Annotated in this window: 23 protein-coding genes; 9 read left to right on the top strand and 14 right to left on the bottom strand. The window is 59.5% G+C overall.

Annotation, left to right across the window (positions count from 1 at the left end; genetic code table 11):
• Window positions 1-539: 539 nt before the first annotated feature.
• Together NBH21_RS18860 and NBH21_RS18855 are read right to left on the bottom strand one after the other, a co-directional pair.
• Window positions 540-1,013, bottom strand: a complete 474-nt coding sequence (locus NBH21_RS18860; RefSeq protein ID WP_250912954.1) for a universal stress protein — start codon at window positions 1,011-1,013, stop codon at window positions 540-542.
• Window positions 1,014-1,032: 19 nt separating this feature from the next.
• A complete protein-coding gene (locus tag NBH21_RS18855; protein WP_250912955.1) occupies window positions 1,033-3,747 on the bottom strand; it encodes an HAD-IC family P-type ATPase in 2,715 nt (904 codons plus the stop codon).
• 1,047 nt (window positions 3,748-4,794) lie between these two features.
• Between NBH21_RS18855 and NBH21_RS18850 the strand changes: the two genes are divergently transcribed.
• The gene (locus tag NBH21_RS18850; protein ID WP_250912956.1) at window positions 4,795-5,043 is read left to right on the top strand and encodes a type II toxin-antitoxin system VapB family antitoxin; all 249 of its coding nucleotides are present in this window, start codon (window positions 4,795-4,797) and stop codon (window positions 5,041-5,043) included.
• A complete protein-coding gene (locus NBH21_RS18845) occupies window positions 5,040-5,453 on the top strand; it encodes a type II toxin-antitoxin system VapC family toxin (protein ID WP_250912957.1) in 414 nt (137 codons plus the stop codon). The genes NBH21_RS18850 and NBH21_RS18845 overlap by 4 nt, the downstream gene beginning before the upstream one ends.
• Before the next feature lie 259 nt (window positions 5,454-5,712).
• Here NBH21_RS18845 and NBH21_RS18840 read toward each other — a convergent pair whose 3' ends face one another.
• Window positions 5,713-5,958, bottom strand: a complete 246-nt coding sequence (locus NBH21_RS18840; RefSeq protein WP_250912958.1) for a hypothetical protein — start codon at window positions 5,956-5,958, stop codon at window positions 5,713-5,715.
• A 227-nt stretch (window positions 5,959-6,185) separates the two neighbouring features.
• Between NBH21_RS18840 and NBH21_RS18835 the strand changes: the two genes are divergently transcribed.
• Together NBH21_RS18835 and NBH21_RS18830 are read left to right on the top strand one after the other, a co-directional pair.
• Entirely contained in the window at window positions 6,186-6,473 is a 288-nt protein-coding gene (locus tag NBH21_RS18835) for a type II toxin-antitoxin system RelE/ParE family toxin (protein WP_250912967.1), read from the top strand.
• 3 nt (window positions 6,474-6,476) lie between these two features.
• Complete coding sequence (locus tag NBH21_RS18830; RefSeq protein WP_250912959.1) at window positions 6,477-6,782, top strand: addiction module antidote protein; 306 nt, start codon at window positions 6,477-6,479, stop codon at window positions 6,780-6,782.
• Between the two features lie 227 nt (window positions 6,783-7,009).
• Here the strand turns inward: NBH21_RS18830 and NBH21_RS18825 are convergent, their stop codons facing one another.
• The 9 genes from NBH21_RS18825 to NBH21_RS18780 all read right to left on the bottom strand — a co-directional run bounded on the left by NBH21_RS18825 (window position 7,010) and on the right by NBH21_RS18780 (window position 16,444).
• On the bottom strand, window positions 7,010-7,801 hold the full coding sequence (locus NBH21_RS18825; protein ID WP_425340444.1) for a hypothetical protein: 792 nt from the start codon (window positions 7,799-7,801) through the stop codon (window positions 7,010-7,012).
• A gap of 222 nt (window positions 7,802-8,023) precedes the next feature.
• Window positions 8,024-9,088 (bottom strand): alpha/beta hydrolase, encoded by a 1,065-nt coding sequence (locus tag NBH21_RS18820; protein ID WP_425340443.1) that lies wholly within the window; start codon window positions 9,086-9,088, stop codon window positions 8,024-8,026.
• A gap of 320 nt (window positions 9,089-9,408) precedes the next feature.
• Entirely contained in the window at window positions 9,409-11,247 is a 1,839-nt protein-coding gene (locus NBH21_RS18815; RefSeq protein ID WP_252759581.1) for a mechanosensitive ion channel family protein, read from the bottom strand.
• A gap of 81 nt (window positions 11,248-11,328) precedes the next feature.
• Window positions 11,329-12,147, bottom strand: coding sequence for a transporter (locus NBH21_RS18810; protein ID WP_250911675.1), 819 nt, complete (start codon window positions 12,145-12,147; stop codon window positions 11,329-11,331).
• A gap of 512 nt (window positions 12,148-12,659) precedes the next feature.
• The gene (locus tag NBH21_RS18800) at window positions 12,660-13,427 is read right to left on the bottom strand and encodes a DUF2092 domain-containing protein (RefSeq protein ID WP_250911677.1); all 768 of its coding nucleotides are present in this window, start codon (window positions 13,425-13,427) and stop codon (window positions 12,660-12,662) included.
• 370 nt (window positions 13,428-13,797) lie between these two features.
• Complete coding sequence (locus tag NBH21_RS18795) at window positions 13,798-14,166, bottom strand: hypothetical protein (RefSeq protein WP_250911678.1); 369 nt, start codon at window positions 14,164-14,166, stop codon at window positions 13,798-13,800.
• A 71-nt stretch (window positions 14,167-14,237) separates the two neighbouring features.
• Entirely contained in the window at window positions 14,238-14,606 is a 369-nt protein-coding gene (locus NBH21_RS18790; protein WP_250911679.1) for a DUF1622 domain-containing protein, read from the bottom strand.
• A 30-nt stretch (window positions 14,607-14,636) separates the two neighbouring features.
• Window positions 14,637-15,869, bottom strand: coding sequence for an anaerobic sulfatase maturase (locus tag NBH21_RS18785; protein ID WP_250911680.1), 1,233 nt, complete (start codon window positions 15,867-15,869; stop codon window positions 14,637-14,639).
• Between the two features lie 131 nt (window positions 15,870-16,000).
• Window positions 16,001-16,444 (bottom strand): YidH family protein, encoded by a 444-nt coding sequence (locus NBH21_RS18780; RefSeq protein ID WP_250911681.1) that lies wholly within the window; start codon window positions 16,442-16,444, stop codon window positions 16,001-16,003.
• A gap of 436 nt (window positions 16,445-16,880) precedes the next feature.
• Between NBH21_RS18780 and NBH21_RS18775 the strand changes: the two genes are divergently transcribed.
• Both NBH21_RS18775 and NBH21_RS18770 read left to right on the top strand, forming a co-directional pair.
• Window positions 16,881-19,262 (top strand): arylsulfatase, encoded by a 2,382-nt coding sequence (locus NBH21_RS18775; protein ID WP_250911682.1) that lies wholly within the window; start codon window positions 16,881-16,883, stop codon window positions 19,260-19,262.
• A gap of 556 nt (window positions 19,263-19,818) precedes the next feature.
• Window positions 19,819-20,748, top strand: coding sequence for an MYG1 family protein (locus NBH21_RS18770; RefSeq protein WP_250911684.1), 930 nt, complete (start codon window positions 19,819-19,821; stop codon window positions 20,746-20,748).
• Window positions 20,749-20,848: 100 nt separating this feature from the next.
• On the opposite strand, the gene NBH21_RS18765 is transcribed toward NBH21_RS18770, so the two are convergent.
• The gene (locus NBH21_RS18765; protein WP_250911685.1) at window positions 20,849-22,174 is read right to left on the bottom strand and encodes an NAD(P)/FAD-dependent oxidoreductase; all 1,326 of its coding nucleotides are present in this window, start codon (window positions 22,172-22,174) and stop codon (window positions 20,849-20,851) included.
• 238 nt (window positions 22,175-22,412) lie between these two features.
• Here NBH21_RS18765 and NBH21_RS18760 point away from each other — a divergent pair, with 238 nt between their 5' ends.
• Window positions 22,413-22,889: an Lrp/AsnC family transcriptional regulator gene (locus tag NBH21_RS18760; protein WP_099060665.1), complete on the top strand. Its 477-nt coding sequence runs from the start codon at window positions 22,413-22,415 to the stop codon at window positions 22,887-22,889.
• A 281-nt stretch (window positions 22,890-23,170) separates the two neighbouring features.
• Here NBH21_RS18760 and NBH21_RS18755 read toward each other — a convergent pair whose 3' ends face one another.
• Complete coding sequence (locus NBH21_RS18755; protein ID WP_250911686.1) at window positions 23,171-24,079, bottom strand: LysR family transcriptional regulator; 909 nt, start codon at window positions 24,077-24,079, stop codon at window positions 23,171-23,173.
• A gap of 136 nt (window positions 24,080-24,215) precedes the next feature.
• On the opposite strand from NBH21_RS18755, the gene NBH21_RS18750 reads away from it, so the two are divergent.
• Both NBH21_RS18750 and NBH21_RS18745 read left to right on the top strand, forming a co-directional pair.
• Window positions 24,216-25,187 (top strand): MBL fold metallo-hydrolase, encoded by a 972-nt coding sequence (locus NBH21_RS18750; RefSeq protein ID WP_250911687.1) that lies wholly within the window; start codon window positions 24,216-24,218, stop codon window positions 25,185-25,187.
• Between the two features lie 138 nt (window positions 25,188-25,325).
• Window positions 25,326-25,901, top strand: a complete 576-nt coding sequence (locus tag NBH21_RS18745) for a pyridoxamine 5'-phosphate oxidase family protein (RefSeq protein WP_250911688.1) — start codon at window positions 25,326-25,328, stop codon at window positions 25,899-25,901.
• Window positions 25,902-26,073: the final 172 nt, after the last annotated feature.

Raw genomic sequence — 26,073 nt, 5'->3', positions numbered from 1 at the left:
ACCTCCTCGTCCGCGCCCATCCGATCGCGAGCGAGGTGGCTTCGTTCTGCGTGCCAGGGCTTCTGCCGGACGTGTTTCGGGATCACCGCACCGAAGCCGTTGACAGCTGTCAACAGGGGGAGGGGTGCGAAGCCGAAGCCTTCAGATGGCATCAGTGAGGTTCCCGTTCTGCTTCCGCTTGGAGCCACCATTCCGATCAGCAGACGATAGCGGATCGGGCTATTTCTGAAAGTACGCCTTCGAAACATCCGCCGAGACCGGGAAAACGGCGCTCCGGTTTTCCACCGTTGCCAGCCGCGGAGACTGTTGACAGCTGTCAACACGCTCCAGCTTGTCATCCGCCCCGACGATTCGCCGATGCATGGATCGGCACATTCAGCCTGCGCCAACGCTATATCGATCTGGCGACTGCGACGGGAAGGGGCGGGATAGCATGGTAAACGATCGATGAATCGTCGTTCCAGCCCCCCTGCCGATCACATGGCCCCCCTCCCCCGGAAAAACGGCCTCGGGGGAGGGGAGGGGACTTTGCTGCGGGGTCAGTTGCTCCGCTCGGAGGGCGGAACGGCAAGCGTATCGCACTCGCTTTCGCCGATGATCTTTTCCGCCACGCTGCCGAGGAAGAGCTTCCTGGCGCCGTTGCGGCCACGAGTGCCGACCACGATCAGGTCGGCGGAAATCTGCACCGCGAGCGTCGCGATGGCAGCGGCGGCGACGGCGACGGAACCGCGTTCCGGCACGACGTGAATGGCGCGCGGATCGATCGGCTGGGTCTCGATGAATTTCAGGAACGCGACCGAGGCCTTCCTCTTCTCGTCATTCACGTAAGCGCTGATCTCCTTGCGGGCGACGCCCGTGCGCGCCGTCATCGTGGAGGCGGCGGCGTCGAACACGTGGAAGAGGGAGATCGCGGCGTTGCGGCCGATCCCGAGACCATTGGAAACCTCGATGACATCCGACGAGTGAGAGTGCTGCAGGAGGCCGACCGCGGACCGAGCCAGCGTCGTCGGCATGAAATCACTCCCGAGACCATCAGTCGCGAAGCTCCGCGAACCAGCCGAGCCGGCGCACCAGGACCTTCTCGACCTCGAGCAGCAGCATCAGCACCGCCCCTATGACCACCATGAGCGCACCATCCAGCAGGCCGAGGGGGCGGGTGTCGAAGAGCCGGTTCATGAAAGGGGCGTAGGTGAAGAGCAGTTGGGCGGCGACCAGCATCCCGATGGCAGTCAGCACCGCCGGCGTTCCCCTGATCCCGATGACGGTGATGGAGGGGACATGCAGATAGCGAACGTTGAACAGGTAGAAGATTTCGGCAACGACGAACATGTTGACGACCATGGTTCTCGCCGTCTCCACATCGCGGCCGGTTCCCAGCGCGAAGAAGAAGATGCCGAGCGCGGCCGTAGCGAGAAGGATGGAGACCACCACCACGCGCCAGAGCAGGAAAGGGGACAGGAGCGGCGCATTCGCGGCTCGTGGCCGGCGCCGCATGATGCCGGGTTCCGGCGGCTCGAAAGCGAGAACGAGGCCGAGCGTCGCCGCCAGGATCAGGTTGCTCCAGAGGATCTGGGTCGCCGTCATCGGCAGGGCGAAGCCCGCGAGAATGGCAAGCACCACGGCAAGGGTTTCCGCACCGTTGGTCGGGATCTCCCAGGAAATCACCTTGCGGATATTGTCCTGAACCCTGCGCCCCTCGCGCACCGCATTGACGATGGAGGCGAAATTGTCGTCGAGAAGCACCATCTGGGCGGCTTCCTTCGCCGCCTCGGTGCCCTTGATACCCATGGCCGTTCCGACATCCGCCTGGCTGAGGGCTGGAGCGTCGTTCACGCCGTCGCCGGTCATCGCCACGATATGCCCGTTGCGCTGAAGCGCGCGCACGATGCGCAGCTTGTGTTCCGGCGTGGTGCGGGCAAAGACCGAAACGCGCTCGACGATCTCCCTCAAATCGTCATCGCTCGCCGCCTCGACCTCCGCGCCGGTGATGACCTCGGGGTCTTCGGCAAGGTCCAACTGGCGGGCAATCGCCAGCGCCGTTGCAGCATGGTCGCCGGTAATCATCTTGATGGCGATGCCGGCGGAGCGGCACTCGGCCACCGCATCGATCACCTCCCGCCGCGGAGGATCGATGAAACCGACGATACCGAGAAATTCAATGCCGCCGGCAAGAGTCTCGAAGGTGAACGTCTCCGGGCGTGCCGCAAGATGTTTCACGGCAAAGCCCAAAACGCGCTCGCCCTCGGCTCCGGCATTGGCGATCCGCTCTTCCCAGAAGGCGCGGCCGGCCACGTCGTCCGTCTCCTCCTTCGCCGCCATGGCGAGCAGCGCTTCGACGGCGCCCTTGATGAAAACGACATACGATCCATCCGGCGATCCATCCGGGGCACGATGCAGCGTCGCCATGAAGCGATGGGCGGCATCGAAGGGGATTTCGTCCAGCCGCTGCCATTCCCCGCGGACATGGGAGGGATCGAGCCCCGCCTTCATGCCGAGCGCGACCAGCGCGCCCTCCATCGGATCGCCCGCCACCTGCCAGCCGCCCTCGACCTGGAAAAGGTCCGCATCGTTGCAAAGCAGGCCGCAGCGGACGAGACCGGTGGCATCGGCAAGGGCTGCGACGTCATCGCCATCCGGGCTCGTCAGCTCGCCCTCGGGCACATAACCCGCACCGCCGACCGAAAGGCGGCTGACCGCCGTCTCGATCCGCCGCGCGGTCATCTCGTTGCGGGTCAGTGTCCCGGTCTTGTCGGTGCAGATAACGGAGGTGGCGCCGAGCGTTTCGACGGCCGGCAGCTTGCGGATGACGGCATTGCGCGAAGCCATGCGGCGAACGCCGATGGCAAGCGTAATGGTGATGACGGCAGGCAGCCCTTCGGGCACCACGCCGACGGCGAGCGCCACCACGGCGATCAGCGCCTCGACCCAATCGAAACCGCGAACGAGCACGGCGAAGGCAAAGAGCAGGGCGCCGCCGATGAAGACGACCCAGGTGAAACGCCGGGCAAAGACATCGATCTGCCGCAGCAGCGGCGTGCTCAACGGCTCGACATTCTGCAACAGGCTGCTGATGCGGCCGATTTCGGTCTGCAGGCCCGTTTCCACGACGACGCCGGTCCCTTGGCCGGCAGCAACCAGCGTTCCGGAAAAGGCAAGGCACTGGCGGTCGCCGAGCGCTGCGTCGGCTGCAACCGGCAATTCGTGCTTTTCGGCGGCGACGGATTCGCCGGTCAGAAGCGCCTCGTCGATCAGCAGGCGGCGGGCGCGCAACAGGCGAAGATCCGCCGGCACCTTGTCGCCGGCCTCGATGAAAACGACATCGCCCGGAACCAGTTCACGCACCGGGATCGCCGACTTGCGACCATCGCGCAGAACATTGGCTTGCGGCGAGATCATGCTGCGGATGGCGTTCAGCGCCTCCTCGGCCTTGCCCTCCTGCACATAGCCGACGATGGCATTGAGCAAGACGACCGCGACGATGACGCTGGCATCGATGACATGATCGAGCAGAAAGGCCGCCGCCGCCGCAACCAGCAGGAAATAGATCAGCACATTGTTGAACTGGGAGAGGAAACGCAGCCAGGCGGGACGTCCCGTGGTCTCCGGCAATTCATTCGGCCCATAGCTCGCCAGCCGTCGCTCGGCCTCGGCCTGCTTCAGGCCATGAGCCGTTGCCGAGAGCTGGGCGAGGACGTCTTCGGTGGACTGGCTGTGCCAGTATCGCGTTTCCTTGGCGCCGTTATCCACCTGCTATCCCCCTGCCTCTTCTCCGCACTCTCGCCGAAGAATAGATGTCCGCAACCATGCAAGGCAACGTTGCCTCCTGCGACAAAAGCACCCCGAAGCGATCACGATGTGATTGCGGAAGCCTGATGACGCCAGAATGGAGCGAATAGCGGAGGAGGTTGGGGAGGAGATCGCCGGGAATACTGGTCGCGACGGTGTCGATGGATTTCGCCTGCGTCAGCGGAGTACCGCCCTCGTCCGACAGCGGCAACCTCAATGTTAAATATTACTGATATAAATCTTACGCTCGCGCGGGACTCTGCATGAGATCCATGCTCGCCTTGTGCTATGGGCTTCGTTCACAGATAGGTTCACGGAGCTCACCAAAAACCTCCGAAATCGGCCTTCTCTCTCATCGAGCAGAAGGCACTATGACACGGTCGCTGCCCCTCTGCTCGACGAGAGAGGGAATTTTTGATTTATTCTTTGAAGAATAAATATTTATTTTCCTAAAAAAATTATTTGCACGCTGGAATCATAGCACATCAACGACATTTATATGTATACTTTCTCCGAAAGATACGCATATATCGAGCATATTAATGCAATAAGCGTAAATAACATAAACGTCGGCATTCCGAAAATCACTCGTTTTCTGTTTGATTGCGCAAACATCGGATCATTGCTATCGCTATCGAACGTTGTTCCGGTAAATTTGTTATATATATCGAAATTCCATCCCCTGTTTCGGTAGAAAATTATCTCATATATTTGTTGGTACAAAAGATAAATGAATGAAAACCCAAAAACTATCGCGGATATCAAGAATAAATTCATTACTAGCCTCTGTTATTCCAGATATTTTATGATGAATAATTCCGCGTCTCGACCACCCGGCATTTTCGCGTCCTGATGGTATCATTCATGGATTGCGCATCAAAGAGTACGTCATATGCCTCCTCAAAAAAGAGGGCGGCGGTCTATTGAATAATGATGGTGGCAAGCCGCCATCTGCCATCTTGATGGCAGGTCCCGTCAGGCTTATATTGCCTAAAAATGGAGGCATTGATGGCTGAACCGCAACTCTCTGTTCGCAGCTCCAAGGCTCGGGATCTGGCGCACCGGCTCGCGCGCCGCGAGAACCGGTCGATTGCCGATGTCGTCGAGCGCGCCCTCGAAGCCTATGAGGTTCGCGAGGCCGGGCGGGAACCCGCCGCAAACTTCTACGCAAGACTTGCGACACAGGCCGGCACGGATATCGACCTGGAAACCGTGATCCAGGAAAACCGCAAGCCGCATCCGGGTATCGAGCTTTGATTTTCCTCGATACCAACGTCATCTCGGAAACCCTGAAGAAGGCCCCGGACGAGGCGGTCGTTACTTGGCTTGTTCGACACGACGCGGAACTGGCGCTGCCGACGGTGACGATTGCCGAGATTGCCTATGGCATCCAGAAGATCAGGCCGGACCAGCGGGCCGACCGGCTGGAACAGGGGCTGCAGGACTGGCGACGCCGCTTTGCCGATCGCATCTTCGGCCTGACCGAGGAGGCTGCCCTTGCCTATGGCGAAATCATGGGTGATGCAGCCCGGCAGGGACATATCATGTCCGCCCCCGACGGCATGATCGCCGCGATCGCGCAGGTCAACGGCGGCCGTCTGGCAACCCGCAACCTGAGAGACTTCCGGACGACCAGCCTGCATCTCATTTCGCCGTGGGATTTCTGACCCGCTTGGGCGCGACGAACTCGGCGGAAACGACGCGCCGGACGGGACCGCATCGTCGGTGAATTTCCCTATTCACCCGTCGAGACCTCGATCAGGCAGGTCCATTTGCGGCCTGATTGCGCCTGCGATTTTCGCCGGCAATCTCCGGACATGCTCCCGCCGTCGCGGCTTCGACCACAGAAGAATCGCGCATGGGGCGCAGGATGTCTCCAGTTAAAGCCTGTCCTTACGGATGTCGGCTGCGCCTACGGCTTCCGTCTCACGCGCTCTCCATGAACTGGCGGGATACGAGACCCGGCGGGATGCAGGTGCCGGCCAAGCGACAGGCGCGGAAAGAAGGACCCCTCACGCCCTTGGCGACAATATCCCCGAACGCCGTGTCGAGATACGGCGCAGAACCCTCTTCGAGGTGATTTTCGCCCTTCTGCTCGATGATTTGGACGTTTCCCCATACAAAGAGGACGAGGATGGATAATGCCCCTGACGGGATATCGTGAAGTAACATCCGCTTCTTTCCGTTTGGGCCAAGATCGAAGCCCCACGACTTGATTGGCGGTTAGGTGCAGCACTTTAGCATCCCGTCGCTGACCTCGAGAGTGAGCCTTGTGGAGCCGTCAAGGGAAACGCGGTCCGCTTGGAAAACCAGGCAACGTTTGCCTTCGAGTGCCTATCGCCACCAACTCAGTTGCTTGACGATTTGACAACCATGGTTTACAATCGACTACGTTTTCCATACGCGAAACTCTTGAGTATGCCACTTGGATCATTCGCTTGCGCGATCATCGTGCAAAGGCGCGAATTTCCCACCGCATCGACCGCCTCGCAATGGGAAATCCCGGTGACGTCAAACCAGTTGGCGAAGGTGTAAGTGAACTTCGCATCGACTACGGTCCGGGATACCGCGTCTACTTTGTGAGAGATGGTGCGGTTGTCATTGTCCTTCTGTGCGGAGGTGACAAGCGGACCCAGTCCAAGGATATTGAACAGGCCAAGGCTTTGGCCAGAACGCTAAAGGAGTAGCCTATGCCACTCGTGACCAGAGAATACGACTCTGCCCGCTATCTCGAAAACGATGAAGCTATAGCGGAGTATATCGCTGCAGCAAGTGAAAGCGGCGATCCCCATGAACTCGCTATGGCCTTGGGTGTCGTTGCCAAGGCCCGAGGGGTGACGGATTTGGCGCGGCAAACAGGATTGACGCGGCAGGCCCTTTACAAGGCTCTTAACGGTGATGGAAATCCGGAGCTTGGAACCATCGCCAAGGTGGCCGATGCCCTAGGTTTCAAGTTGTCGCTTGTTCCGAAACCTATAGCTCGGCCGGCGGCCTGACCAGACCGCCCACTGGGGCCGTACCGGTCCCGTGCTGCATCCGAGCGGATACGGGACACATCGAGGCCCTTTCCCTCGTGCTCCCCTCCCTTTATGAAGGTCGATAACGTGAGAGTACAGCCGACATAGAGCTTAACGCCGATTCGCGTGATAAACCATTGAATTATCTGACATTGACGGGGCCAGGCCGACACATAGACCACGATTTCGGCTCAGGCCAGAACCCACTAGAATCGCAATTCCAAGGTTAATATGGGTCCTTGTTGAACGACGTCGAAGACGAAACCGTCATTGCTGTAATCGACACCCACAGCGCGATATCCGGCTATCGCTGACAATCTTTCATTGAACCTGTAGCCGAGAGCCAAGGCGACATCCCAATCGACATCGGCCGAACCCGCTCCAACGAAGCCCCAACCGGTCACATAGACCTCCGACGTCAGTGAATAACTGCCGCGCAGACCTGCAAGTGCATCCACCCAAGTCGCACTGTCGCTCCTGTTCACACCGTTCAGGAGGCCGCCGCTAAACGAAATCGTGGTGTCGACAGACCACACCTTGATGCCGCCCACGACGTCAAGATAGCCGGAAGAATCCGACAGAACGGAATAGCCCGCGCCTATCAAGCCGGAGAAAGTTTCCGTCCTGACACTCACATCCGATGCCAGGATGCCGAAGGGAGTAGATCCTCCCACCGATAGCTTGGAGTATTCAATATCGCCAATGATGCTGAAGCGACCGTAGCGCGCTTCCCCCGCCGCCATGGCGGCAAAATCGAGATTTTCAAGTATATCGCCAAAAGAAGCATCAACATGCACCGCTGGCAAACTGAACTGTGCGGTATCGCCAGACAGACTCGTGGCCCAGAAATAGGGCGCGAAAGAGAAGGTCCAGCCATCCTGCGTTTCCGACTGCTCCGGCTTCGGCGTCAGGAGCGGCGTGACGTCGGCCGCCTGGGCCAGCGCGCCGGTGAAAATACAACACGCCGTCAGAATTCCCATTGCGAAGTACTTTTGCACGTTCGTCTCCAATCGCTCGCCGCGACCACCAAACGCCAATGTTTTTGGTCCGAATCCCGGCGACGTCCCCACGAAAATCCTATTATCAGCAACCATAAATTTCAATTTATTTTTAGAATGTTCTTTTATACGACTTACGCTGTACGGGGAAAAATATGGTAGAGCCGACGGCTTTGAAGCTGCACTATTCCGATCCCTCTTGCAGCCCCGCATCCGCGGACGCTACTTTGTTTCGCCGGCCAGGATGGCGTCGGTCTGGTCGGATTGCCGCGGCGGCGTCTTGCCCCCTGCGATGACGAGCGGAGCGGTCATCGTCGTTGCTGCCGCCTGACCCACGGTATTGACTGCTCCAAGGATCGTTTCTCCAAGACTGACATCCGAATCCGTAAGTGTCTGTCCCGTCACCAGCCGGGAGCCGACCAGTTGCACAATCTCGGGGCTTTCCGCAAATTTTCCGTGATTGAGCCAATCATCAGTCTTGAGCTTCGTGAGATCCACTACCGTAATCCCGGCGGCCTCCAGTTTGGTCCGATATGGTTCGGCCGCAGGATTGATCTGTCCGACCCGGTCGACGCCACCGGAGATCTGGCGCGATACCTTGAGCGCACGGTCGTCTTGGGAGACGAAAATGGTAATCTTGGGTTTGGCCTTTCCAAGCTCCCACCACTGGCGCGCAAAGACATCGACATCGAGGTCGGGTGAGGCGAGAATGACGTTCTTTATCTTCGCCGCGACCTTTCCATCGCGTATGGCCATCTGCCTCAGCGCTTCCATCGCCAGCCATGTGCCCATCGAGTGCGCCATGACGGTCACCTCCTTGACCGTGGCGTCGTCCGCGAGAATCCTCAGTCCCTCCTCCAATGCTGTTCGCGAGAAATTCGTACTCTCCTTGTCGTAGTTGTAGTCGAGCACATTTGCCCGCGACGGCCATGTGAAGAGCACGGGAACGACCTCCGCGTGGGAATCGTGGACGATCTGCGCGAAGCGAAAGACTGAATCCTCATAGCGATTGTTAAAGCCGTGCACGAAGACAAGAACCTGGCCATTGCTGTTGTGTTGGCTGAACCATTTGCGAGCCTCGGGCCCCCGCGACACGCTTTGCGCCCTGATAACCGCAAACTCCTTGTCAGGGTCGGGAGGCAGTTTTTTCGGCCATTGCACTGTGCCAGGCGACCGTTTCGCGGGAATGGAAACGGTGATGTCGGTCAGCGACAGGTTCGGGCTGCGTTCTCCTGAAAACAGGGTTGCGGGATCGCCTGATGGCTCTCGACTGGTGGCAACCAGCATGGTTACAGTTGATGCAGATGCCGAACTCTGGCTGGCAGCAACCGGTGTCAGAACACCCTCGATCCGTCCTGCGCATCCCGCGAGCGGCAGGCAGACAAGGATGACGACGGCCTTGATCGCGCATCCTTGCCCGGATTCGATGGCTTTGCGGCGCACGCGCGCGTCGGCAGCCGGCGCAACGGATGCAAGGCCGGTTTCCTGTCGAACATAATCCGCACTTCGGAAACCGGGTGGATATCCGGTCAGGCGATATATCGTATCGAGTATTCGCTGCCTCATAGGTATCATCTTTCCGCAATGCCGATCTTTCTGAAGGGCGCTCATGCGTTCGGGTCGACCTCGCCGGTGAACGGCTTGGGAACGGCCCGGATGCCGTTTTCGCGAAACGCCTGCAGTATGGCCTTCATGGCGGCCTTCCGGATGAGGAACTGCGTGCCGGGCTTTGCCATGAACTTCGCCTTGACGATAAGCGTGCCGTCCTCCACCTCCGTTGAGCCCTGGCTCTTGAAGGGTTCCAGAAGGTTCTGGTTCAGCTCGGGGTCCGCGGAGATCTGCTCTCCAATCTTCTTGAAGATCTTGCGCACCAGTTCGACATCGGTGTCCATGGAGACACGCAGGGCGATCTTGTCGATGACCCAGTCTCGGCTGAAGTTCTGGACCTTGCCCATCTGGCCATATGGGACGGTCGCTATCGGACCGCGGGAGCCACGCAGCGAGACGGAGCGAAGCGAGATCTTCTCAACCGTTCCCTTGGCACCTGTCGTCTCGATGTATTCTCCATAGCGGAAGGCATCGTCGATCAGGAAGAACATGCCCGAGACGACGTCCTTGACCAGTGCTTGCGTACCAAAGCTGATGGCCAGCCCGAAGAAGCTCAGGCCGGTGATCAGTGGCCACACGTTGACGCCGACGGTCACCAGAATGGAAAGGAATGCGAACACGACGATCAGCGACTTGCCGATCGAGCCAAACAGGGGAACAAGCGTGCCCAGTCTCGAGCTTGTCATGGTCGATCCGGCGGCGGCAGCTATCCTGTCCGCCCGTGACACGCGCTCGATCGAGGTGCCGATCAAATTCCAGCAGAACGCGGTGAACATCCCGATCAAGGCGACCTTGAAAGCGTCGAGCGCAACATGCCTGAGGTCGATGCCGAACCCCACGGCCAGCGGCGCTGCCCATAAGGCGCCCAGCGATGCGATTACGGCGATCAGGACGGTGAAGCGGGCCGTCTGCCGCCATGCGGCTGCCGCGGTCGAGATGTTCGGCGAGTTCAGGCCGCGCTGCGCCCAATCCCATATCATGGCATCGAGATGCGGCGTCGCGATCACGATGAGGGCTGTCATGGCTACGGCACCCCCCGGAAGCGCCACCCCCATCGTTCGGGCCACTTGCGCGTTGACCACAATGAAAAGAATGAAGCCGATCACGATAGCCGGCCAGCATCGCGCGAAGCTGCCGCGCCAGAAAGCGCGAGGACGGGGTCCGGCCACGGTTCCGGCAAGCGTTCGCCTGTGACGCCATATGGCGCCGGTGGACAGAAGCAACGTGGGCAAGGTTACCACCACCGTTCCCCACAGATCGATCATGCCGGCGCCGGCACCCCACAGCCGCAGTGAGGCAACAAGCGAAAGCCCGGCAACCGCCCATAGGATGGCAAGGGAGAGATCGCGAACGAATTTGGTCAAACGGTTCCGCCGAAGACGGGCTTCTGGAGGCTGCTGTTGCAGAAGCAGCCAATGCAGCGCGATGAGCACGACCCATCCCGCCACGGTGGACGTAACCCAAAGCTGGAGCGTTTGCACCGGCAATCCTTGGGATGCCAGCAGTCGCGCCGCCACGAAACCGATCGCCAGAGCTATCACCGCCACCGTCGCCGATAAAAGCAGGCGGCTCCACGCAGTGCCCGTCCCTATGCGGATCCGCCGGCCTCCGATGACAAGCGGTACGGCAACGATCGCGACGATCAGAAGGATCTGCGAAGCCATTGCGAAACCGGAGGTGGAGACCTGCGCGAAAGACGCCCGGAACGTTTCAAATTCCGCGGGCGCCGCCAGCCAGGCAAGGTATCGGACGTGGAGCCCCTCGATGAACCGTTCTGCGAACTGCTGCAGACCTGCGGCTAGAAAGGTGAGACCCGCATCCGAAGTGTTCTCAGCCATTACCCATATTCTCCTCCAGGCTCCAGCAGTCTCCGTCCCCACCTATCCCCAAGACGGGACCGTCGCCGCAACAGTCCAAATCTACTTCGGGAACAACATGGTGACACCCATCCTGAACCCTAATCCCTCGGGGCCACCTTCCGGGCTCTCCGCCCAGTATCGAATTCCGGCGGACAGACTGACGGGTTGTTTGTCCAAGACGACAAGCTTTGCGACCGTGACATTGACAGGGACGGACCATGCGTCGGCCTCCCAGTTGTATGTGCTTTCGGTGTTGAGCGTGAACGTCCAGGCGTCGGACGTCGTATATGAGACAAAGGGCTGCAGGAATGTCGCGTTGACATCGGGGCGGCTATCGTCGCCGCCGAATGACCAGATGTGGTTTGCAAGCGCTCCGACTGTCCATCCGTCGCTCTGTTTCAATGCGACGGCTGTGGGGCCGGCGCCCCATTTTTCCCCGCCCAGCAAGTCGTCGGTGGCCGTCGGAAGAAGGAACACCGGACCGACACCCCAGATGATACCTCCCTCCGTCGGCTTGACCGGAGAGAGAAAAAAGCTCTGGACCACGTCGCCTAGGCCGAACTGCTCGCCCGATGGTCCGGCAATATCGTTCTGCCAGGTGATGGGCACGATCGTTCGGGAGATCAGGTTCCATTCGTCATTGATGGAGATCGGTATGACAGGCTGTACATTGACGAAGCCCTTGTCGCCGTCATCGGGCCCATAGCCATGATCATAGTTGAACTGAAAGGGTACGCTTATCAACGAAGCAATCGGGTTCGACAGCTGCTTGGCGAGTTCCTGGGTTTGGTCCTGGGCCACCGTCTGGCCGGGGAAGATCAAGGTCGCAGTCACGACGAGTGCGCGAGATACGACCGATACTTTTGATGCCAGTCGCATAATCCCCTCCGAGGGTTAGCTTGCTATCGGTTTCTGCGGCGCGTCCGTTCCACGGGCTCGAATCTGCAAGAGGTTACGCAATTCGAAGTAGTTCTTGTGTTTCGGAAACTGGCCAGCCTCCCCACCTGATGGAATTTCGAAACCATGGAGATCGACGGCTTTCGGAAGGACGTGTGCTATACTCCCGTGTCATCAGTCGACATAAACGACAACGTAGCGTCCACCATAGGACTGGTAGTACGCTCCTCCGCACTGCCAGATGGACACACCGTTGATAACCACGGCCGAACAGCCCCTTGGCAAGGTCGAGACGTAAATGGCGGATCGGCGCACGACCCGGCGCGTTGTCCGGCGGGCAACGCCTGCAACGCTTCTGGGAGTGGCCGGCCGACCTACCCTGGCCTGGGCTTCGGAGATTACGAAATGCGACGGGATGATGGCTCCTTCGGTCCAGCAATCCACCGCCACCAAGGTAAGAGCCAGAGTGGCAATTGACAAATAGCGGCGCGATTTCATTGTGCATCCTCCAGAATGACATCGCCGATGGCATCGGAGCCGATCTGCTCGATCTTTCTCGCGCCTGCGGGGGGAGAGAACTCAAATACCGATTTGTCGATTGCGGGATCTACATTCCAGTTGGTAAGTCGTACCGAATATTCTGGGGCGCCCGTCACCCATTTCGAGGTGATCACATACTTGACCGGCAAGGGCTGTTCGCCCTTGCGGATCCAGATCTGCCAATCGACGGTATCCGTCCGAAATGCGAGATGATCGCATTCCACGCCGCCGACGAAGGCATTGCCGACGAATCTTCCTTCCTCGGCCGTTTCGGTCAGCAGCGCATAGGGATCGGCTGCGAGCAGATCGGCCCCCGCGGCGTCCAGGCCCGTCGACATGCGGAACTCCTCGAGACCGGCATCGATAGTGGCTTCCGGACTTTCCATCTGGGAATAGACGTTGAGCCCGCGGCCATAAAGCGAAATGCTCTTGCCGTTCAATATGGCCTCGATATCCGCGAAGGGACCTATGCGCGTTACGTGCAACTTGTCCGGTCGCGATATCGCTATCGTCCCCGAGGCGCTGTATTGCAGCTTCTGCCCTTGCCTGTCGACGATATCCTGATCGGTGTCGTAGTCAAACGTCGCCGCTTTCAGGCCGCCGAGATAAGACGACATGGCATGCAACAGCTTGTCGGCGTCATCATCGATCGCGCCTTGGCTTTGTGCCGAGGAATGGTACAGCCCCAAAACAAGTGATGCTGCGAGAAGGCGATACATCATGCGCCGCCACCCGCTCGATTGGGCGCCATGTGGAAGGATACTTCGCATTATTTCTCCCCACCAGAATTTAGCTTTCTCATTAAGTAATGCCTATCACATGAGTGCATCGGCAGAATACTAACCCCTTAGTAGCATGCCGAACCCTCCCGCATCATGAAGTAGAAAAGCGCGCAGCAGATCAGGGACGGGAGATACGGTCGCGAGCCGGCCTTGGCTTTCGCCCACGGACACTTTTATCTCCAGGGACCGAGTGACCCTGGAGCGCACAGCATCACGGCATGATCCCAACGACGCCACAACCTCGTTTGGCGGCAGTATCGCCGATGGGTCGGAAAGAGCGACGGTGCGGATGTGGTGCATGCGATTGCCTCTAACGACTGAGCCGGTTCACAGGTCCGCGAAGCAAGGTATAGGGAATGATCGCCAGAACAGTTCCGGCAACCAGCGCGCCGACGGGGCGAAAATCGTGGAAGACGATGTATTGGAAGATCAGGTCGAGGATGACGGCGATGATGAAGACCTTGCCGATCGACTTCCAGCCACTCTGCAACATGTCGCGCCGGTGCTCCGCATCGGTGAACAATGCCCAGAAATAAGGAGCCCGCCCCTCACGCGCGTCCCTCCTGCCATCGTCATAAGCGAAGAACAGCGCCATGAGCGGCTGCAGGAGCAAACGCAGGCTCATGGGACCGTCAATTCGGGCCAGCAAGCCATCGATAAAACTCAAGTGGTCACCCATATCAATCCTCCCGTTGCTGCCCCACCCCGCGCGCAGCCGTAGATGGCGATCACGTCCAGGAACGGGTTTTCTCAACTCTTTCCAATTTTCTCACTCCTCGTTCCTGGCTTTTGCCATGGCCAACGGCCCTCCACCTCGACGGTCAGTGTCCACCCGAGGAAGGTCCTGACCAGAACCAGGGCGCCGAGGGTCATGATGTTGTTCAAGGACGCGTCCAGAGCGACGGTGCGTATGATGTCTGCAGCGACCAGAAGTTCGAGCCCGATCAGAAGTGACCTTCCCACCGCTGTTCTGTAGCGCTCGTAAGCCCCTTCGACTGCCCGGGCGCTGTGAAGCAGCCAGCGGGCGGTGACAACGGCGATGAAGACCACCATGATAAGCACAGCCAATGCTTCAATGCACACGGCTGCCAGTGAAATCCATTCGCGCACGAGGTCCATCGGCGCTCCTTTTCTACGTCGCGATCATCATCATTGCATCCGCATGATTTCATCGGCGTAGCGACCCTGCTTCAGGAGTGTCGCCATTGTCTTCATGGGCGCATTTATATGCGTGAAGAACTGCTTGTAGCCGGCGCATAGATAGTTCAGACCCGGCTCGCCATCCGGCGTCATGATAAAGCGGTTCCGCGGGCATTCGCCATAACAGGCGAACAACACCTCGCATTCACGACAATATCGGGGAAGGCTGTCATACTTGTGCTGGCCGAATTGGCGTTGCTTGTCGGATGCCACCAACTCCAGCATGGGCGTCTCCTTGATGTTGCCCAGCAGGTAATCCGGCTCGACATAGTGATCGCAGGAATAGACGTCGCCATTGTGCTCAAGCGCGAGCGCACCGCCGCATGTGGGCGAGAAAATGCACAGATTGTGCTGCCCGACCCAGCTTCCCAGCGCCACATCGAAGGTCTGCACGAAAACCTCACCAACGTCCCGCTTTATCCATTCGTCAAAAATCGCGCAAAGAAAGCGTCCGAACTGCTCTGCCCCGACAGAGCGTTCCGTGACCAGACTGCCACGCTGCAGGTAAAGCGGGCGCTCACCGCCGGGCCGCTCGCCCCATCCATTGTTGGCAACCGGCAGGAGTTCCGGCGTGGCGCGCTCGACGATCGGAATGAACTGTATGAATTGTGCTTTCAGTTCATCGCGAAAGAACCGGTAGACGTCGAGCGGATGGTCCGCGTTGGCGGCATGGACGGTGCAAAGTATGTTGAAATCGACCTGATGCCGCCGCAAGGCCTTCCACGCGCGCATGACGAGGTCGAAAGAGCCGCCGCCGCGCTTGTCGACACGGTACGCATCATGCATGTCGCGCGGACCATCGATGCTGAGTCCAACCAGAAAGTTGTGCTTCTTGAAAAAGGCGCACCACTCGTCATCGAGCAGCAAACCGTTGGTCTGGATTGTGTACAGGATCTCTTGTCCCGGCTTGCGATGCCGGTCGACAAATTCGATAGATCTTTTGAAAAAGTCGAGGCCCATGATGGTCGGCTCGCCACCTTGCCAGGCAATGCTGATCTCCGGTTCGTCATGCTGGGAAAGGCGTTGCTGGATGTAGAGTTCCAGAACCTCGTCCGACATGCGGGTCTTCTCGTTCGGATAGAGGCTGTCCTTTGACAGGAAGAAACAGTATTTGCAGTCCAGATTGCAAGTCGCTCCAGTCGGCTTGGCAAGAAGATGGTAAGCGAGCGTTACTTCAGTCATGATTTTTGCAACCATTGAGGTAGGAAGATCGAACGGAAATACCCTGCCTGTCAACCGATGGCAGACCGGATTACTCTGAAGCTAGCTTTCAGGCGTTATCGCCTTGCATGAAAGAAGGTTGCACCGGCGGCCTACACGAGACGCAGCAGAACCGTCACGAATGCAATCGTACCGATGGCGGCCAAGACGATTGCGACGGCCAATGCCGAGGATTGCATCCCCATCTTCGTCGCGCCCGCCAAGGCGGAAAAATTCTCACTCCAGAGGTAGCGCAAGCCCCACTGGTACTGCTTGATGGCAATGATAAGTGCCAGAACGCCGCAGAAGATCAATGCCAAGCCCAGGTACCACGCCGCATCCGGAAAGAGGGCGGGCTTGATGCCGGGCAATTGCTGCAACCGGTCGAAAAACTGGACGATGGTAAACCCAAAGCCGATCAATGAGATCGCAGTGCGTACCCATGACATCAGAGTGCGCTCAAGGCTCATTCGCGTACGCAGCCATGAAAAATGGCTCTCCGCCGTCGTCCTCACTTCGAAGCGGCTCGGTGCGCTATCGCTGCTTGTATCTGCCATTGTGTTCAGTTTTCCCTGGCGACAACACCTAACCGCTACCACAAAGGCCACTGAATTGAATTCCTACCTTCGGTCACTCCTTCATATATTATGATAATAGACATAAACTCAAAGTTGTTGAATTGATGTCAATCAATGCGGCCATATGAATATATGCGAACATTCAGAAATGTGATGCAATTCACAGCAGTGCCGATCACCACCAGCTTGCGATAGCAAGCAAGGGTGGAGCTTAAAAAGTGCATACACGACTGCGCCAGCATGCACATTCATCGCCACACTTTCGGGCCCGCTCGGGTCAAGTCCCCTGCCATTCACAGGACCGGCACTTATTCGTTGCCTGAGCCTTTGCAAGACAGGCAGGTGCAAAGGAGGGGCGAACAATTCGCCGTAGGTACCCAAAGCAAATATTATACTACTATGGAGGAATATCTCGATGACGCCCAGCAACGACAAGAGACCTCGCACGCATCTTCCCATGCAGAACACCGCGCGCACCCGGTTCACTGCGTATGATGCGAAGGATCCGGATAGCAAGTTTCCGCCCATTGATGAGTTGCGCCCGCCTGAAGGTGCGCCGAACGTACTGGTCATCCTGATCGATGATGCCGGGTTCGGCTCGTCCAGCGCCTTTGGTGGCCCCTGCCAGACGCCGACAGCCGAGAAGCTGGCTGCCGATGGGCTGAAGTTCAACCGCTTCCACACCACGGCGCTCTGCTCGCCGACGCGGCAAGCGCTTCTGACCGGCCGTAACCACCATTCCGCGGGCATGGGCGGCATAACCGAAATTGCCACCGGCGCGCCGGGCTATTGCTCCGTGCTGCCGAATTCCATGTCGCCGCTGGCGCAGACCCTGAAACTAAACGGCTACAACACCGCTCAATTCGGCAAGTGCCACGAGGTGCCGGTCTGGCAGACCAGCCCAACCGGTCCCTTCAACGCCTGGCCCACGGGCGGCGGCGGCTTCGAGTATTTCTACGGCTTCATCGGCGGAGAGGCCAACCAATGGTATCCCACACTTTATGAGGGAACTACACCTGTCGAAGCGAAGAAGACGCCTGAAGAGGGTTATCATCTGGTCGAGGACATGACCGACAAGGCCATAGACTGGATCGCCCAACAGAAGTTCCTCGCCCCCGATAAGCCGTTCTTCGTCTATTTCGCGCCCGGCGCCACCCACGCTCCGCACCATGTGCCCAAGGAGTGGGCCGACAAATACAAAGGCAAGTTTGATCAGGGCTGGGACAAGCTGCGCGAGGAAACCATCGCCCGGCAGAAGGCACTTGGCGTCATCCCGACCGACGCTGATTTGACCCAGCGCCATGACGAGATTCCGGCCTGGGAGGATATGCCCGAAGCATTCAGGCCAGTTCTGCGGCGCCAGATGGAGGTCTATGCGGGCTTCATGGAATACACGGACCATCATGTGGGCCGAATCATCGAGGGCCTCGCCAAGCTGGGCGTCCTCGACAATACGCTCGTCTATTACATCATCGGCGACAATGGCGCCTCGGCCGAAGGCTCGATCAATGGCTGCTTCAACGAGATGAGCTACTTCAATGGTCTGCAACAGGCCATGGAGACGCCCGAATACCTCACGTCGAAGCTCGACCAGCTTGGTGGTCCCGAATCCTACAATCACTTTGCCGTCGGTTGGGCGCATGCGATGAACACGCCTTATCAATGGACCAAGCAGGTTGCGTCACACTTTGGCGGAACCCGGAATGGAACGATCGTCCACTGGCCGAAGGGCATTAAGGCCAAAGGCGAGGTTCGCGCTCAGTTCAGCCATGTCATCGACGTGGCTCCGACGATTCTTGAAGCTGCCGGGATTCCGGAGCCCGTCTCCGTCAATGGTATCCAGCAGGATCCGATCGAAGGCATCAGCATGCTCTACGCGTTCAACGACGCCAAGGCAGCGGAACGGCACGAAACCCAGTATTTCGAAATGTTTGGCAATCGCGGCCTCTATCACAAGGGCTGGACAGCGGTGACCCATCACAAGACACCCTGGGCTCCGTTGGACCAGAAACTTCCCGCGTTTGACGATGATGTCTGGGAACTCTACGACACCAGCAAGGACTGGAGCCAGGCACATGATCTCTCCAAGGAAAACCCGCAGAAGCTGCACGAACTGCAGCGCCTCTGGCTGATCGAGGCCACGCGCTACAAGGTGTTGCCGCTCGACGACCGCATGGCCGAGAAGATCAATCCTGATACGGCCGGGCGACCGGTGCTTATCAAGGGGAAGAGCCAGCTTCTTTTCGGGGGGATGGGGCGTCTGTCGGAAAACTGCGTTCTGAACCTCAAGAACAAGTCCCACTCCGTCACGGCCCAGATCGAAGTGCCGGCAGGAGGCGCCAAGGGCGTCATCATTTCGCAGGGGGCCAATATCGGTGGCTGGAGTCTCTACGCAAAGGAGGGCAAGCTCACCTATTGCTACAACTGGGGCGGCTTCAAACACTTCATTGTGGAGGCAACAAGCCCGCTCCCAGAAGGCGCACATCAGGTGCGCATGGAGTTTGCCTATGCCGGAGGCGGTCTGGGCAAGGGAGGCAAGGTCACGCTCTACACCGACGGTGAGAAGGTGGGCGAAGGCGATGTCGGGGCAACATTGGCCATGATCTTCTCAGCCGATGATGGTCTTGATGTCGGAGAGGATTCCGGTGCGCCGGTCTCGCCGGACTATGGCTCGCGGGACAACCGTTTCAACGGCAAGATCAAGGGCCTCCAACTCGCCATTGACGACGCAGCCGAGAATGCGGAACACAAGGTGGATCCGGTCATGGCCATTCAACTCGCTATGGCACGGCAATAGGCCTGAAAGAAATTGCTTTCCGGCGGCGTTCACGAGCCCACCTGTATGGTGATTGCCGGGAAGGGCCTATCGGGAATTCAAGATTGAGAAAGGTAGCCAGGATCATTCCTGGCTACCTTTATGCTTTGTGGACCACCTGAAGGCCGTAGAGATATGCAAGCAGGTGGTTCCGATCAGACTTGACTTCTGCTCGACGCGAGAGGCCGTTTTGCCGGTGGTTCATGCCGGATCTCTGTATAAGGAGAACAATGGTCGATAATGCAACATTATCGGTCATTATTCATAATTTGCATGCGGTGCGTTTTTTAAGCGATTTTCTCCACATAACCGCTCTCTTTTTGAAGACATTTTCCAAGTTTGCGGCGCTTTGCGCCCCGGCCGTGCATTTCGACAGATATTCGCCGATGGCATGCATGAGAAGAAAATCGTGTCTTATCAGCCATTTGAGTGAGCAATGCGCGCCTTGGCGCAGCTCGGGCACGGCTTGAGATCGGGGGCCGTTTAGGCTATTTGCCGTTCGGCACGATCAGCGAACAACAAAGGCGCAAATTCCCGCATGGCACCCGATTTCCTCGTTACGCATTCCGGCGGCTTCCATGCCGACGAAGTGTTGTCCAGCGTTGTCCTCACGCGACTTTTTCCTCAGGCGAAGCTGGTGCGGAGCAGGGCGCCGGAATGGATCAAGGCCGGCCCCGACAGGATCGTTTATGATGTCGGCGGCTTTTATGACGCCGAGGCGAGGATCTTCGATCATCACCAGCGCGGGGCGCCGTTGCGCGACGATGGCCAGCCCTTCAGTTCGTTCGGCCTGATCTGGAAGCATTTCGGACGGGATTATCTGGCCGCTCTCTCGGTGCCCGATGGCTTCATCGAAACCGTGCACACCTCGTTCGATGCAGGCTTCGTGCTGCCGGTGGATCTGGTGGACAATGGCGCGCTCAGTCCCGCCAGCGCCGGTGCACTGGCCGGCCTGACGCTGCCGTCACTCATCGAAACCCTGAAGCCGCCCTTCGACGAGCGGGACCCTGAGGCGACCGAACGCGCGTTTCATGCCGCAATCGCCATCGCCCGCAGCTTCATCGAGGCAAGGATCAGCGGGCTGAATGCCAAGCTTCGCGCCGAAGCGCTGGTCTTGAGCGCCATTGCCGCCTCGGGGCAGGGCAGGGTGCTTGAGCTGCCAATGGGCATGCCGTTCCGATCGGCCGTCGTGAAGGCGGGCGCGGACCAGTTGCTGTTCGTGGTCCATCCGCGCGATACGGACTGGTGCGTGACCGGTATTCGCCGGGGGGAAGAAGGGTTCGAACAGCGCGCCGACCTTCCCGCCGCATGGGCAGGACTGACCGGCAGCGCCCTTGAACAGGCAAGCGGCGTCGAAGGCGCAAGCTTCTGTCACAACGGCCGCTTCATCGCCGCCGCAAAGACGCGGGAAGCAGCACTTGCCATGGCGGATCTCGCCGTGCGCGAAGCGGAGAAGGTTGCCGCCTGAAGATCTGCGTTCGGATCGAGGTACCTACGCCCTGGCGCATTTCGCTCGGGCGTAGAGGGGCTGCCGGATGCGGCCTCTATTGGGCGGCGTACCCTGTGAGTCAGAAATTGGCGACCTTGCCCCAGACGGATGCGTGCAGGCGATCCGGGTGATAGGGCTTCGGATCGACAAGCGGCTCTTCGCCGGTGACGATGTCGGCGATGAGATGGCCAGCGCCCGGGCCGATGCCGAAGCCGTGGCCGCTGAAGCCTGCGGCCAGAATGAAGCCCGGCACTTCGGAAAGTTCGCCGATGGCCGGAACGCCATCCGGCGTGCTGTCGATATAACCGGCCCATGCCGCCGTTATCGTCGTCTTACGCAGTTCGGGAAGCAGATCGAGCGCCCGCTCATGCGTGAGCCGGATGGTGGATGCGTCGGTTGCCGGATCGAGGATGCGCATGCGCTCCATCGGGGTCTCCTCATCGAGACGCCAGCGCGTCAGGCTTTCATGCCCGGAGCGAATACCCTCCAGACCGCCCGGCGACAGACTTTTCCAGCGGTGCAGAAACATCGGCACGAATTGCCGGGAGAAGCGCAGTTGCTGGGCGGTCGGGTCGATGCGACCGCGGCCGCTGATCGCCAGCGTATAACCGCCATCGCCACGGCGCGTGACGGAGACTGTGGCGGTGTGCAGGGCATCGGGAAGCCCCTCGGCTCCGGCCGAAACCGACAGGATGGACGAGCGGACCGACGCCTGCGGAAAACGCACGCCAAACTGCCGGCAAAAGGAAGAGGCCCATGCGCCGCCGGCCATCACCGCCAGCTTTGTCCGGATCGTGCCCTTTTCGGTGACGACGGCGGAAAGGCGTCCGCCCTCGGTCTCGATGCCGCGCGCCGCGCACATCTGGTGCACCGAACCGCCGAGCGCCATGATCGCGCGGGCGACGGCGGGTGCGGCATTGGCCGGATCGGCAATGCCGTCCGTCGGCGAGAAGACGCCGCCCTTCCAGATGCGGCCGGTGGCGCGGCCGCGTTCGCTCGCCTCTGCGCTATCCAGCATATGGGTGGTGACGCCGACGGTGCGGGCGAAATCGCGCCAGCGCGCCCAACCCGCCAGCTCGGCCTCGTCATTGCTGAGATAGAAGAGGCCACAGCGGCGAAAGCCGGTGTCCTCGCCGCTATCGGTCGCGAAGCGCTCCCAGAGATCGAGGCTCTTCGTCGCCATCGGCAGTTCGCGGGCGTCGCGGTTCTGCTGGCGGCACCAGCCCCAGTTGCGGCTCGATTGCTCGGCGCCGATCCTGCCTTTTTCGATGAGCGCCACCTTCATGCCGCGCTTCGCCAGATAATATGCCGCGAATACCCCGACGATGCCGCCGCCGATCACCACGGCATCGGCGGAAGCCGGCAAGGTCTCTGTCGTTTCGATGTGGCGCAGGGGTGCGGGCATGGTTCAGCTCTCCGGAATTCTATCCCAATCTAACCGTTTGCCGCCGGAAGCGTGACCGGAGTTTCGCCGCTCCCGGCATTTCATTCTGTGGTTGTCCATGGCCGCAAACTATTATGCTTCAAAGACGAATTTCCTCGGAGATGGACAGTGAGGGGGGATGTGCTAAGCTCGTGACACGCCGATTGCAGCATTTTATGCTACCCTCGCGCATCCCTCGCTCGAACATGGCGGACGCGACATGAAACTGGACCGGATCGACATCAAGATCCTCTACGAACTGCAGAAGAACGGCCGCATCACCAATGTCGAGCTGGCGGAGCTGGTCAATCTCTCGCCCAGCCCCTGCCTGATGCGGGTGAAGAAGCTTCAGGCCGAGGGCTATATCGACGGCTATTCGGCGCAGATCAATGTCGGCAAGCTCGGGCAGACGCTGACCGTCTTCACCGAAGTCACCCTCAAGAACCACCGGCAGATCGATTTCGCCCGCTTCCTGGCCGCCGTCGAGAAGGTGGACCAGGTGATCGAATGCCATCTGGTCTCGGGCGGCTACGACTATCTCCTGAAATTCGTCACCGCCGGCATCGGCGAATACCAGACGATCATGGAACGCCTGACCGACATGGACATCGGCATCGACAAATATTTCTCCTTCGTCGTGCTGAAGTCCCCCATCGTCAAGGCGCATATGCCGCTGACCAGTTTGTTTCCGCTTTGAGGGGTGGGGAGCGATCCAGACTGTTGTGCAGACGGCCCGGAGCGAGAAGACGTGCCGAGGACAGCTTTGCCACGCCAATCCGGCCGTTAAGTCGATTCCTTCGAAACTCCAGAAGCGGGCGTCCCGGCAGAGCGCAAAACTGCTGCCATGCGCCTTCGTTGCAGTTCTCTGAAAGCTCTGGCTCTGTCTGGAAAGTCGAGGTATCGGGAACTTATCGAAGGCGAGCTGCACCTTGCAGCATCCCGTTCCGATGTGCCTGACCGCCATCAACGGAGGTGCGCCTAACAGGAACACTGGTCGGCCATCCGCCCGCGCAGACGGGGCGTGATCCAGTCCAGGAAGCATCGCACCTTCATTGGCAGCGGATCTACCGGTGCATAGACGACGTTCACGGGCAGCGGTTCCGGTGCGAATTCTGTCAGCACCTCCTGCAGAGCGCCGGAGCGCAATTGATCGGAGATCTGGTAAGACAGCACGCGGATAATGCCGATACCTGTTACGGCGGCCTGAATGGCGGCCTCCGTTGTGTTGACCGCGAGTTTGGGGCGCGGCTCGATGGTGAAGGACGTTCCATCGCCGCGGTAGCGCACTTCCGGCGCGGTCGCGAAGCCCTGGAAGCTTATGCCGTCATGCCGGGCAAGGTCTTCCGGCTGACGTGGCACACCTCGGTTGGCAAGATAATCGGGGCTTGCGCAGACGACCCGGCGCACAGTGCCGACACGCGTTGCGATAAGGGCGCTGTCCGCCAGATGTCCAATGCGCAGGGCCACATCGACGTGATCATCTGCGAGATTTATCTGCCGATCGGCGAGCGTCAGGCGCAGGTTGATATCAGGTTGCTCCTTCAGGAACTCCAGCGCGATTGGCAGCACATGACGCTCGCCAAAGGCAACCGGTGCCGTCATGTGCAGCCCTCCGCGCAAAGCGCCATAATCGCCGCTGGCCTGGCGTTCCGCGGCGTCCAGTTCCTCCAGAATACGACGTGACGCGGCGACGTAGCTGCGTCCTTCATCCGTCAAGGTAAGGCCACGGCGGGTGCGCAGCACCAGGCGCACGCCAAGGTGCTTTTCAAGATCTGCGACCTTACGGCTGACCGTAGCGAGCGGTGCATGCAATCGCCGCGCTCCAGCCGAGAGGCTGCCGGCATCGACCACCGCCAGCAACACCGACATCGCTTCAAACCGATCCATCTTAACCTTCCGAAAATTGAGAGGAAAACTCCTGAAATGGCAGGATACTCTATCGGTTCTGGATATCCTAGCTTTCGTGTCGTCGACGGGATGCCACCCGGCTCTCCGTATTGCCAAGGATCAGGAGAAAGACGCCATGCCTCAGCTTTCACGTCGCGCCTTCGCCAGCGCTCTTCCTCTCGGCCTCCTGGGGGGAGGACTGATCGGTGGCGTACCGGCCTTTGCCGCAGCGCAGAATACCGCCAAAACGCCTTTAAGCGTTACGCCACTGGCGCAGATCCGCATCGGTCGCTTCACGGTGACGGCGCTGACAGACGGCTATGCCGATATGCCCTACGACTATTTTCCGGGACGCAGCCCGGCCGAGGTCGAACAGGCGGCAGTTGCCCAGTTCACCGCCCGGCAGAGTGGGGTGCGATTCCTCTTCAACCAGTATCTCATCGATGACGGCGAACGCCGCATCCTGATCGATGCCGGTGCGGCTGGCTCGATCGGGCAAACCGGCAAACTGCCGCAGGCGCTTGCCACGCTCGGCCTGCAGCTTGACCAGATCGACGCGGTGATCGTGACGCATATGCATCAGGACCACATGGGCGGTCTGATCGCCGGCGGCAAGAACAATTACCCCAAGGCAGAACTCTATATCGATCGTCGCGACGTCAAGCATTGGACCGACCCGGCCAAGCGCAGCGGCGCGCCCGATTATCTTCAGACCAGCTTCCAAATGGCGGACGAGGTCGTGCGCCTTTACCCCAAGCTCCAGGCGATTGACGGAGAGCGCGAAATCGTGCGCGGCGTCTCGATCGTCGACCTGACCGGCCATACACCCGGCCATATCGGCGTGCGGATCGAAGATGAAGGGAAGACCCTCATCATGGTATCGGACATGGTCTTTCCGGTCGTGCATCCGGGAGCGACGGACGTGTTCTTCCTGTTCGAGCAGGACCGCGCAGCAGCCAAAGCGATGCGCGACCGCTTTTTCCCTCGCGCGGCCTCGGAAGGCGCGCTGATTGCCGCCACGCACATGCCCTTCCCGGGGCTCGGCCGCGTCGTTGCCGACCGGGGGCAAATGCGCTGGGAAGTTGCGGACTGGGCCTTGCAGGATTGAGGTCGGCTCCGGCCGCCCAGAGCATTCCCGGTGAACACGGGTTCACCGGGAATGCTCTATCTTTTTATTCTAACGCATTCTCCGAACGCAAAAGCGACCTCGCTCTTGCTGGAAATGCTCTGGAAAGGATGGAAGGGAATGAGCAGATATCTCAATATCGCCACGACGCCCTCCGTGGCGGCCGCGCAGGAGCATTATGGCAGCGCCGAGCAATGGGCGCGGATCGGCGCGCGCGGTGGCGCAGATGAAACTGTGCAGGGCCAGCGCCTCGGTCCGGCAGAAGCGGCCTTTATCCGGGGTCGCGACGGCTTTTATCTCGCCAGTGTCTCGGAAACCGGCTGGCCTTACGTCCAGTACCGCGGCGGGCCTGAAGGCTTTCTCACCATCGTCGATTCATCGACGCTGGGCTTTGCGGATTTTCGCGGTAATCGGCAATACATCACGACAGGCAATGTGCAGGCGAATGATCGCGTCTCACTGTTTCTGATGGACTATGCGCACCGGCGGCGCCTGAAAATCTATGGTCACATGCAGATCATCGATGCAAACGACGACCCGGCGTTGGCGAAGACGCTGACGATGCCTGATTATCCCGCTCGGGTGGAGCGCCTTGCCCTCATCACGGTGGAGGCGTTCGACTGGAACTGCCCACAGCACATCACGCCGCGCTTCACGCTGGCTGAGCTGGAGCGCTTTCGTACTCAACCCCTATAACCGTTGGAGATGGGGGTTGAAGTCATGAAAAGCTTCAGGGGGAGATCTTCTAAGAGGATTGGAGCACCGGACCGCCATCTCGTTCCGCTGTGGATGATCGCTGAGCGGCGGCTTTAGAAAAGTCGCGGTACCGAGAGCCGCTGATCCGCTTGCGGCCCCGCAGGCGACATAG

It is taken from the genome of Ciceribacter sichuanensis (assembly GCF_024055605.1).
Taxonomy (GTDB): Bacteria; Pseudomonadota; Alphaproteobacteria; order Rhizobiales; family Rhizobiaceae; genus Allorhizobium; species Allorhizobium sichuanense.
Note: the sequence above shows the minus strand (reverse complement) of the source record. Positions and strands in the feature narration are given on the sequence as shown.

What these genes read in the sequence shown, in the direction of transcription:
- NBH21_RS18860 (WP_250912954.1), bottom strand. Translation starts at nt 1,013, where the DNA reads ATGCCGACGACGCTGGCTCGGTCCGCGGTCGGCCTCCTGCAGCACTCT.
- NBH21_RS18850 (WP_250912956.1), top strand. Translation starts at nt 4,795, where the DNA reads ATGGCTGAACCGCAACTCTCTGTTCGCAGCTCCAAGGCTCGGGATCTG.
- NBH21_RS18840 (WP_250912958.1), bottom strand. Translation starts at nt 5,958, where the DNA reads ATGTTACTTCACGATATCCCGTCAGGGGCATTATCCATCCTCGTCCTC.
- NBH21_RS18830 (WP_250912959.1), top strand. Translation starts at nt 6,477, where the DNA reads ATGCCACTCGTGACCAGAGAATACGACTCTGCCCGCTATCTCGAAAAC.
- NBH21_RS18820 (WP_425340443.1), bottom strand. Translation starts at nt 9,088, where the DNA reads ATGCTGGTTGCCACCAGTCGAGAGCCATCAGGCGATCCCGCAACCCTG.
- NBH21_RS18815 (WP_252759581.1), bottom strand. Translation starts at nt 11,247, where the DNA reads ATGGCTGAGAACACTTCGGATGCGGGTCTCACCTTTCTAGCCGCAGGT.
- NBH21_RS18810 (WP_250911675.1), bottom strand. Translation starts at nt 12,147, where the DNA reads ATGCGACTGGCATCAAAAGTATCGGTCGTATCTCGCGCACTCGTCGTG.
- NBH21_RS18800 (WP_250911677.1), bottom strand. Translation starts at nt 13,427, where the DNA reads ATGATGTATCGCCTTCTCGCAGCATCACTTGTTTTGGGGCTGTACCAT.
- NBH21_RS18795 (WP_250911678.1), bottom strand. Translation starts at nt 14,166, where the DNA reads ATGGGTGACCACTTGAGTTTTATCGATGGCTTGCTGGCCCGAATTGAC.
- NBH21_RS18790 (WP_250911679.1), bottom strand. Translation starts at nt 14,606, where the DNA reads ATGGACCTCGTGCGCGAATGGATTTCACTGGCAGCCGTGTGCATTGAA.
- NBH21_RS18785 (WP_250911680.1), bottom strand. Translation starts at nt 15,869, where the DNA reads ATGACTGAAGTAACGCTCGCTTACCATCTTCTTGCCAAGCCGACTGGA.
- NBH21_RS18780 (WP_250911681.1), bottom strand. Translation starts at nt 16,444, where the DNA reads ATGGCAGATACAAGCAGCGATAGCGCACCGAGCCGCTTCGAAGTGAGG.
- NBH21_RS18775 (WP_250911682.1), top strand. Translation starts at nt 16,881, where the DNA reads ATGACGCCCAGCAACGACAAGAGACCTCGCACGCATCTTCCCATGCAG.
- NBH21_RS18770 (WP_250911684.1), top strand. Translation starts at nt 19,819, where the DNA reads ATGGCACCCGATTTCCTCGTTACGCATTCCGGCGGCTTCCATGCCGAC.
- NBH21_RS18765 (WP_250911685.1), bottom strand. Translation starts at nt 22,174, where the DNA reads ATGCCCGCACCCCTGCGCCACATCGAAACGACAGAGACCTTGCCGGCT.
- NBH21_RS18760 (WP_099060665.1), top strand. Translation starts at nt 22,413, where the DNA reads ATGAAACTGGACCGGATCGACATCAAGATCCTCTACGAACTGCAGAAG.
- NBH21_RS18755 (WP_250911686.1), bottom strand. Translation starts at nt 24,079, where the DNA reads ATGGATCGGTTTGAAGCGATGTCGGTGTTGCTGGCGGTGGTCGATGCC.
- NBH21_RS18750 (WP_250911687.1), top strand. Translation starts at nt 24,216, where the DNA reads ATGCCTCAGCTTTCACGTCGCGCCTTCGCCAGCGCTCTTCCTCTCGGC.
- NBH21_RS18745 (WP_250911688.1), top strand. Translation starts at nt 25,326, where the DNA reads ATGAGCAGATATCTCAATATCGCCACGACGCCCTCCGTGGCGGCCGCG.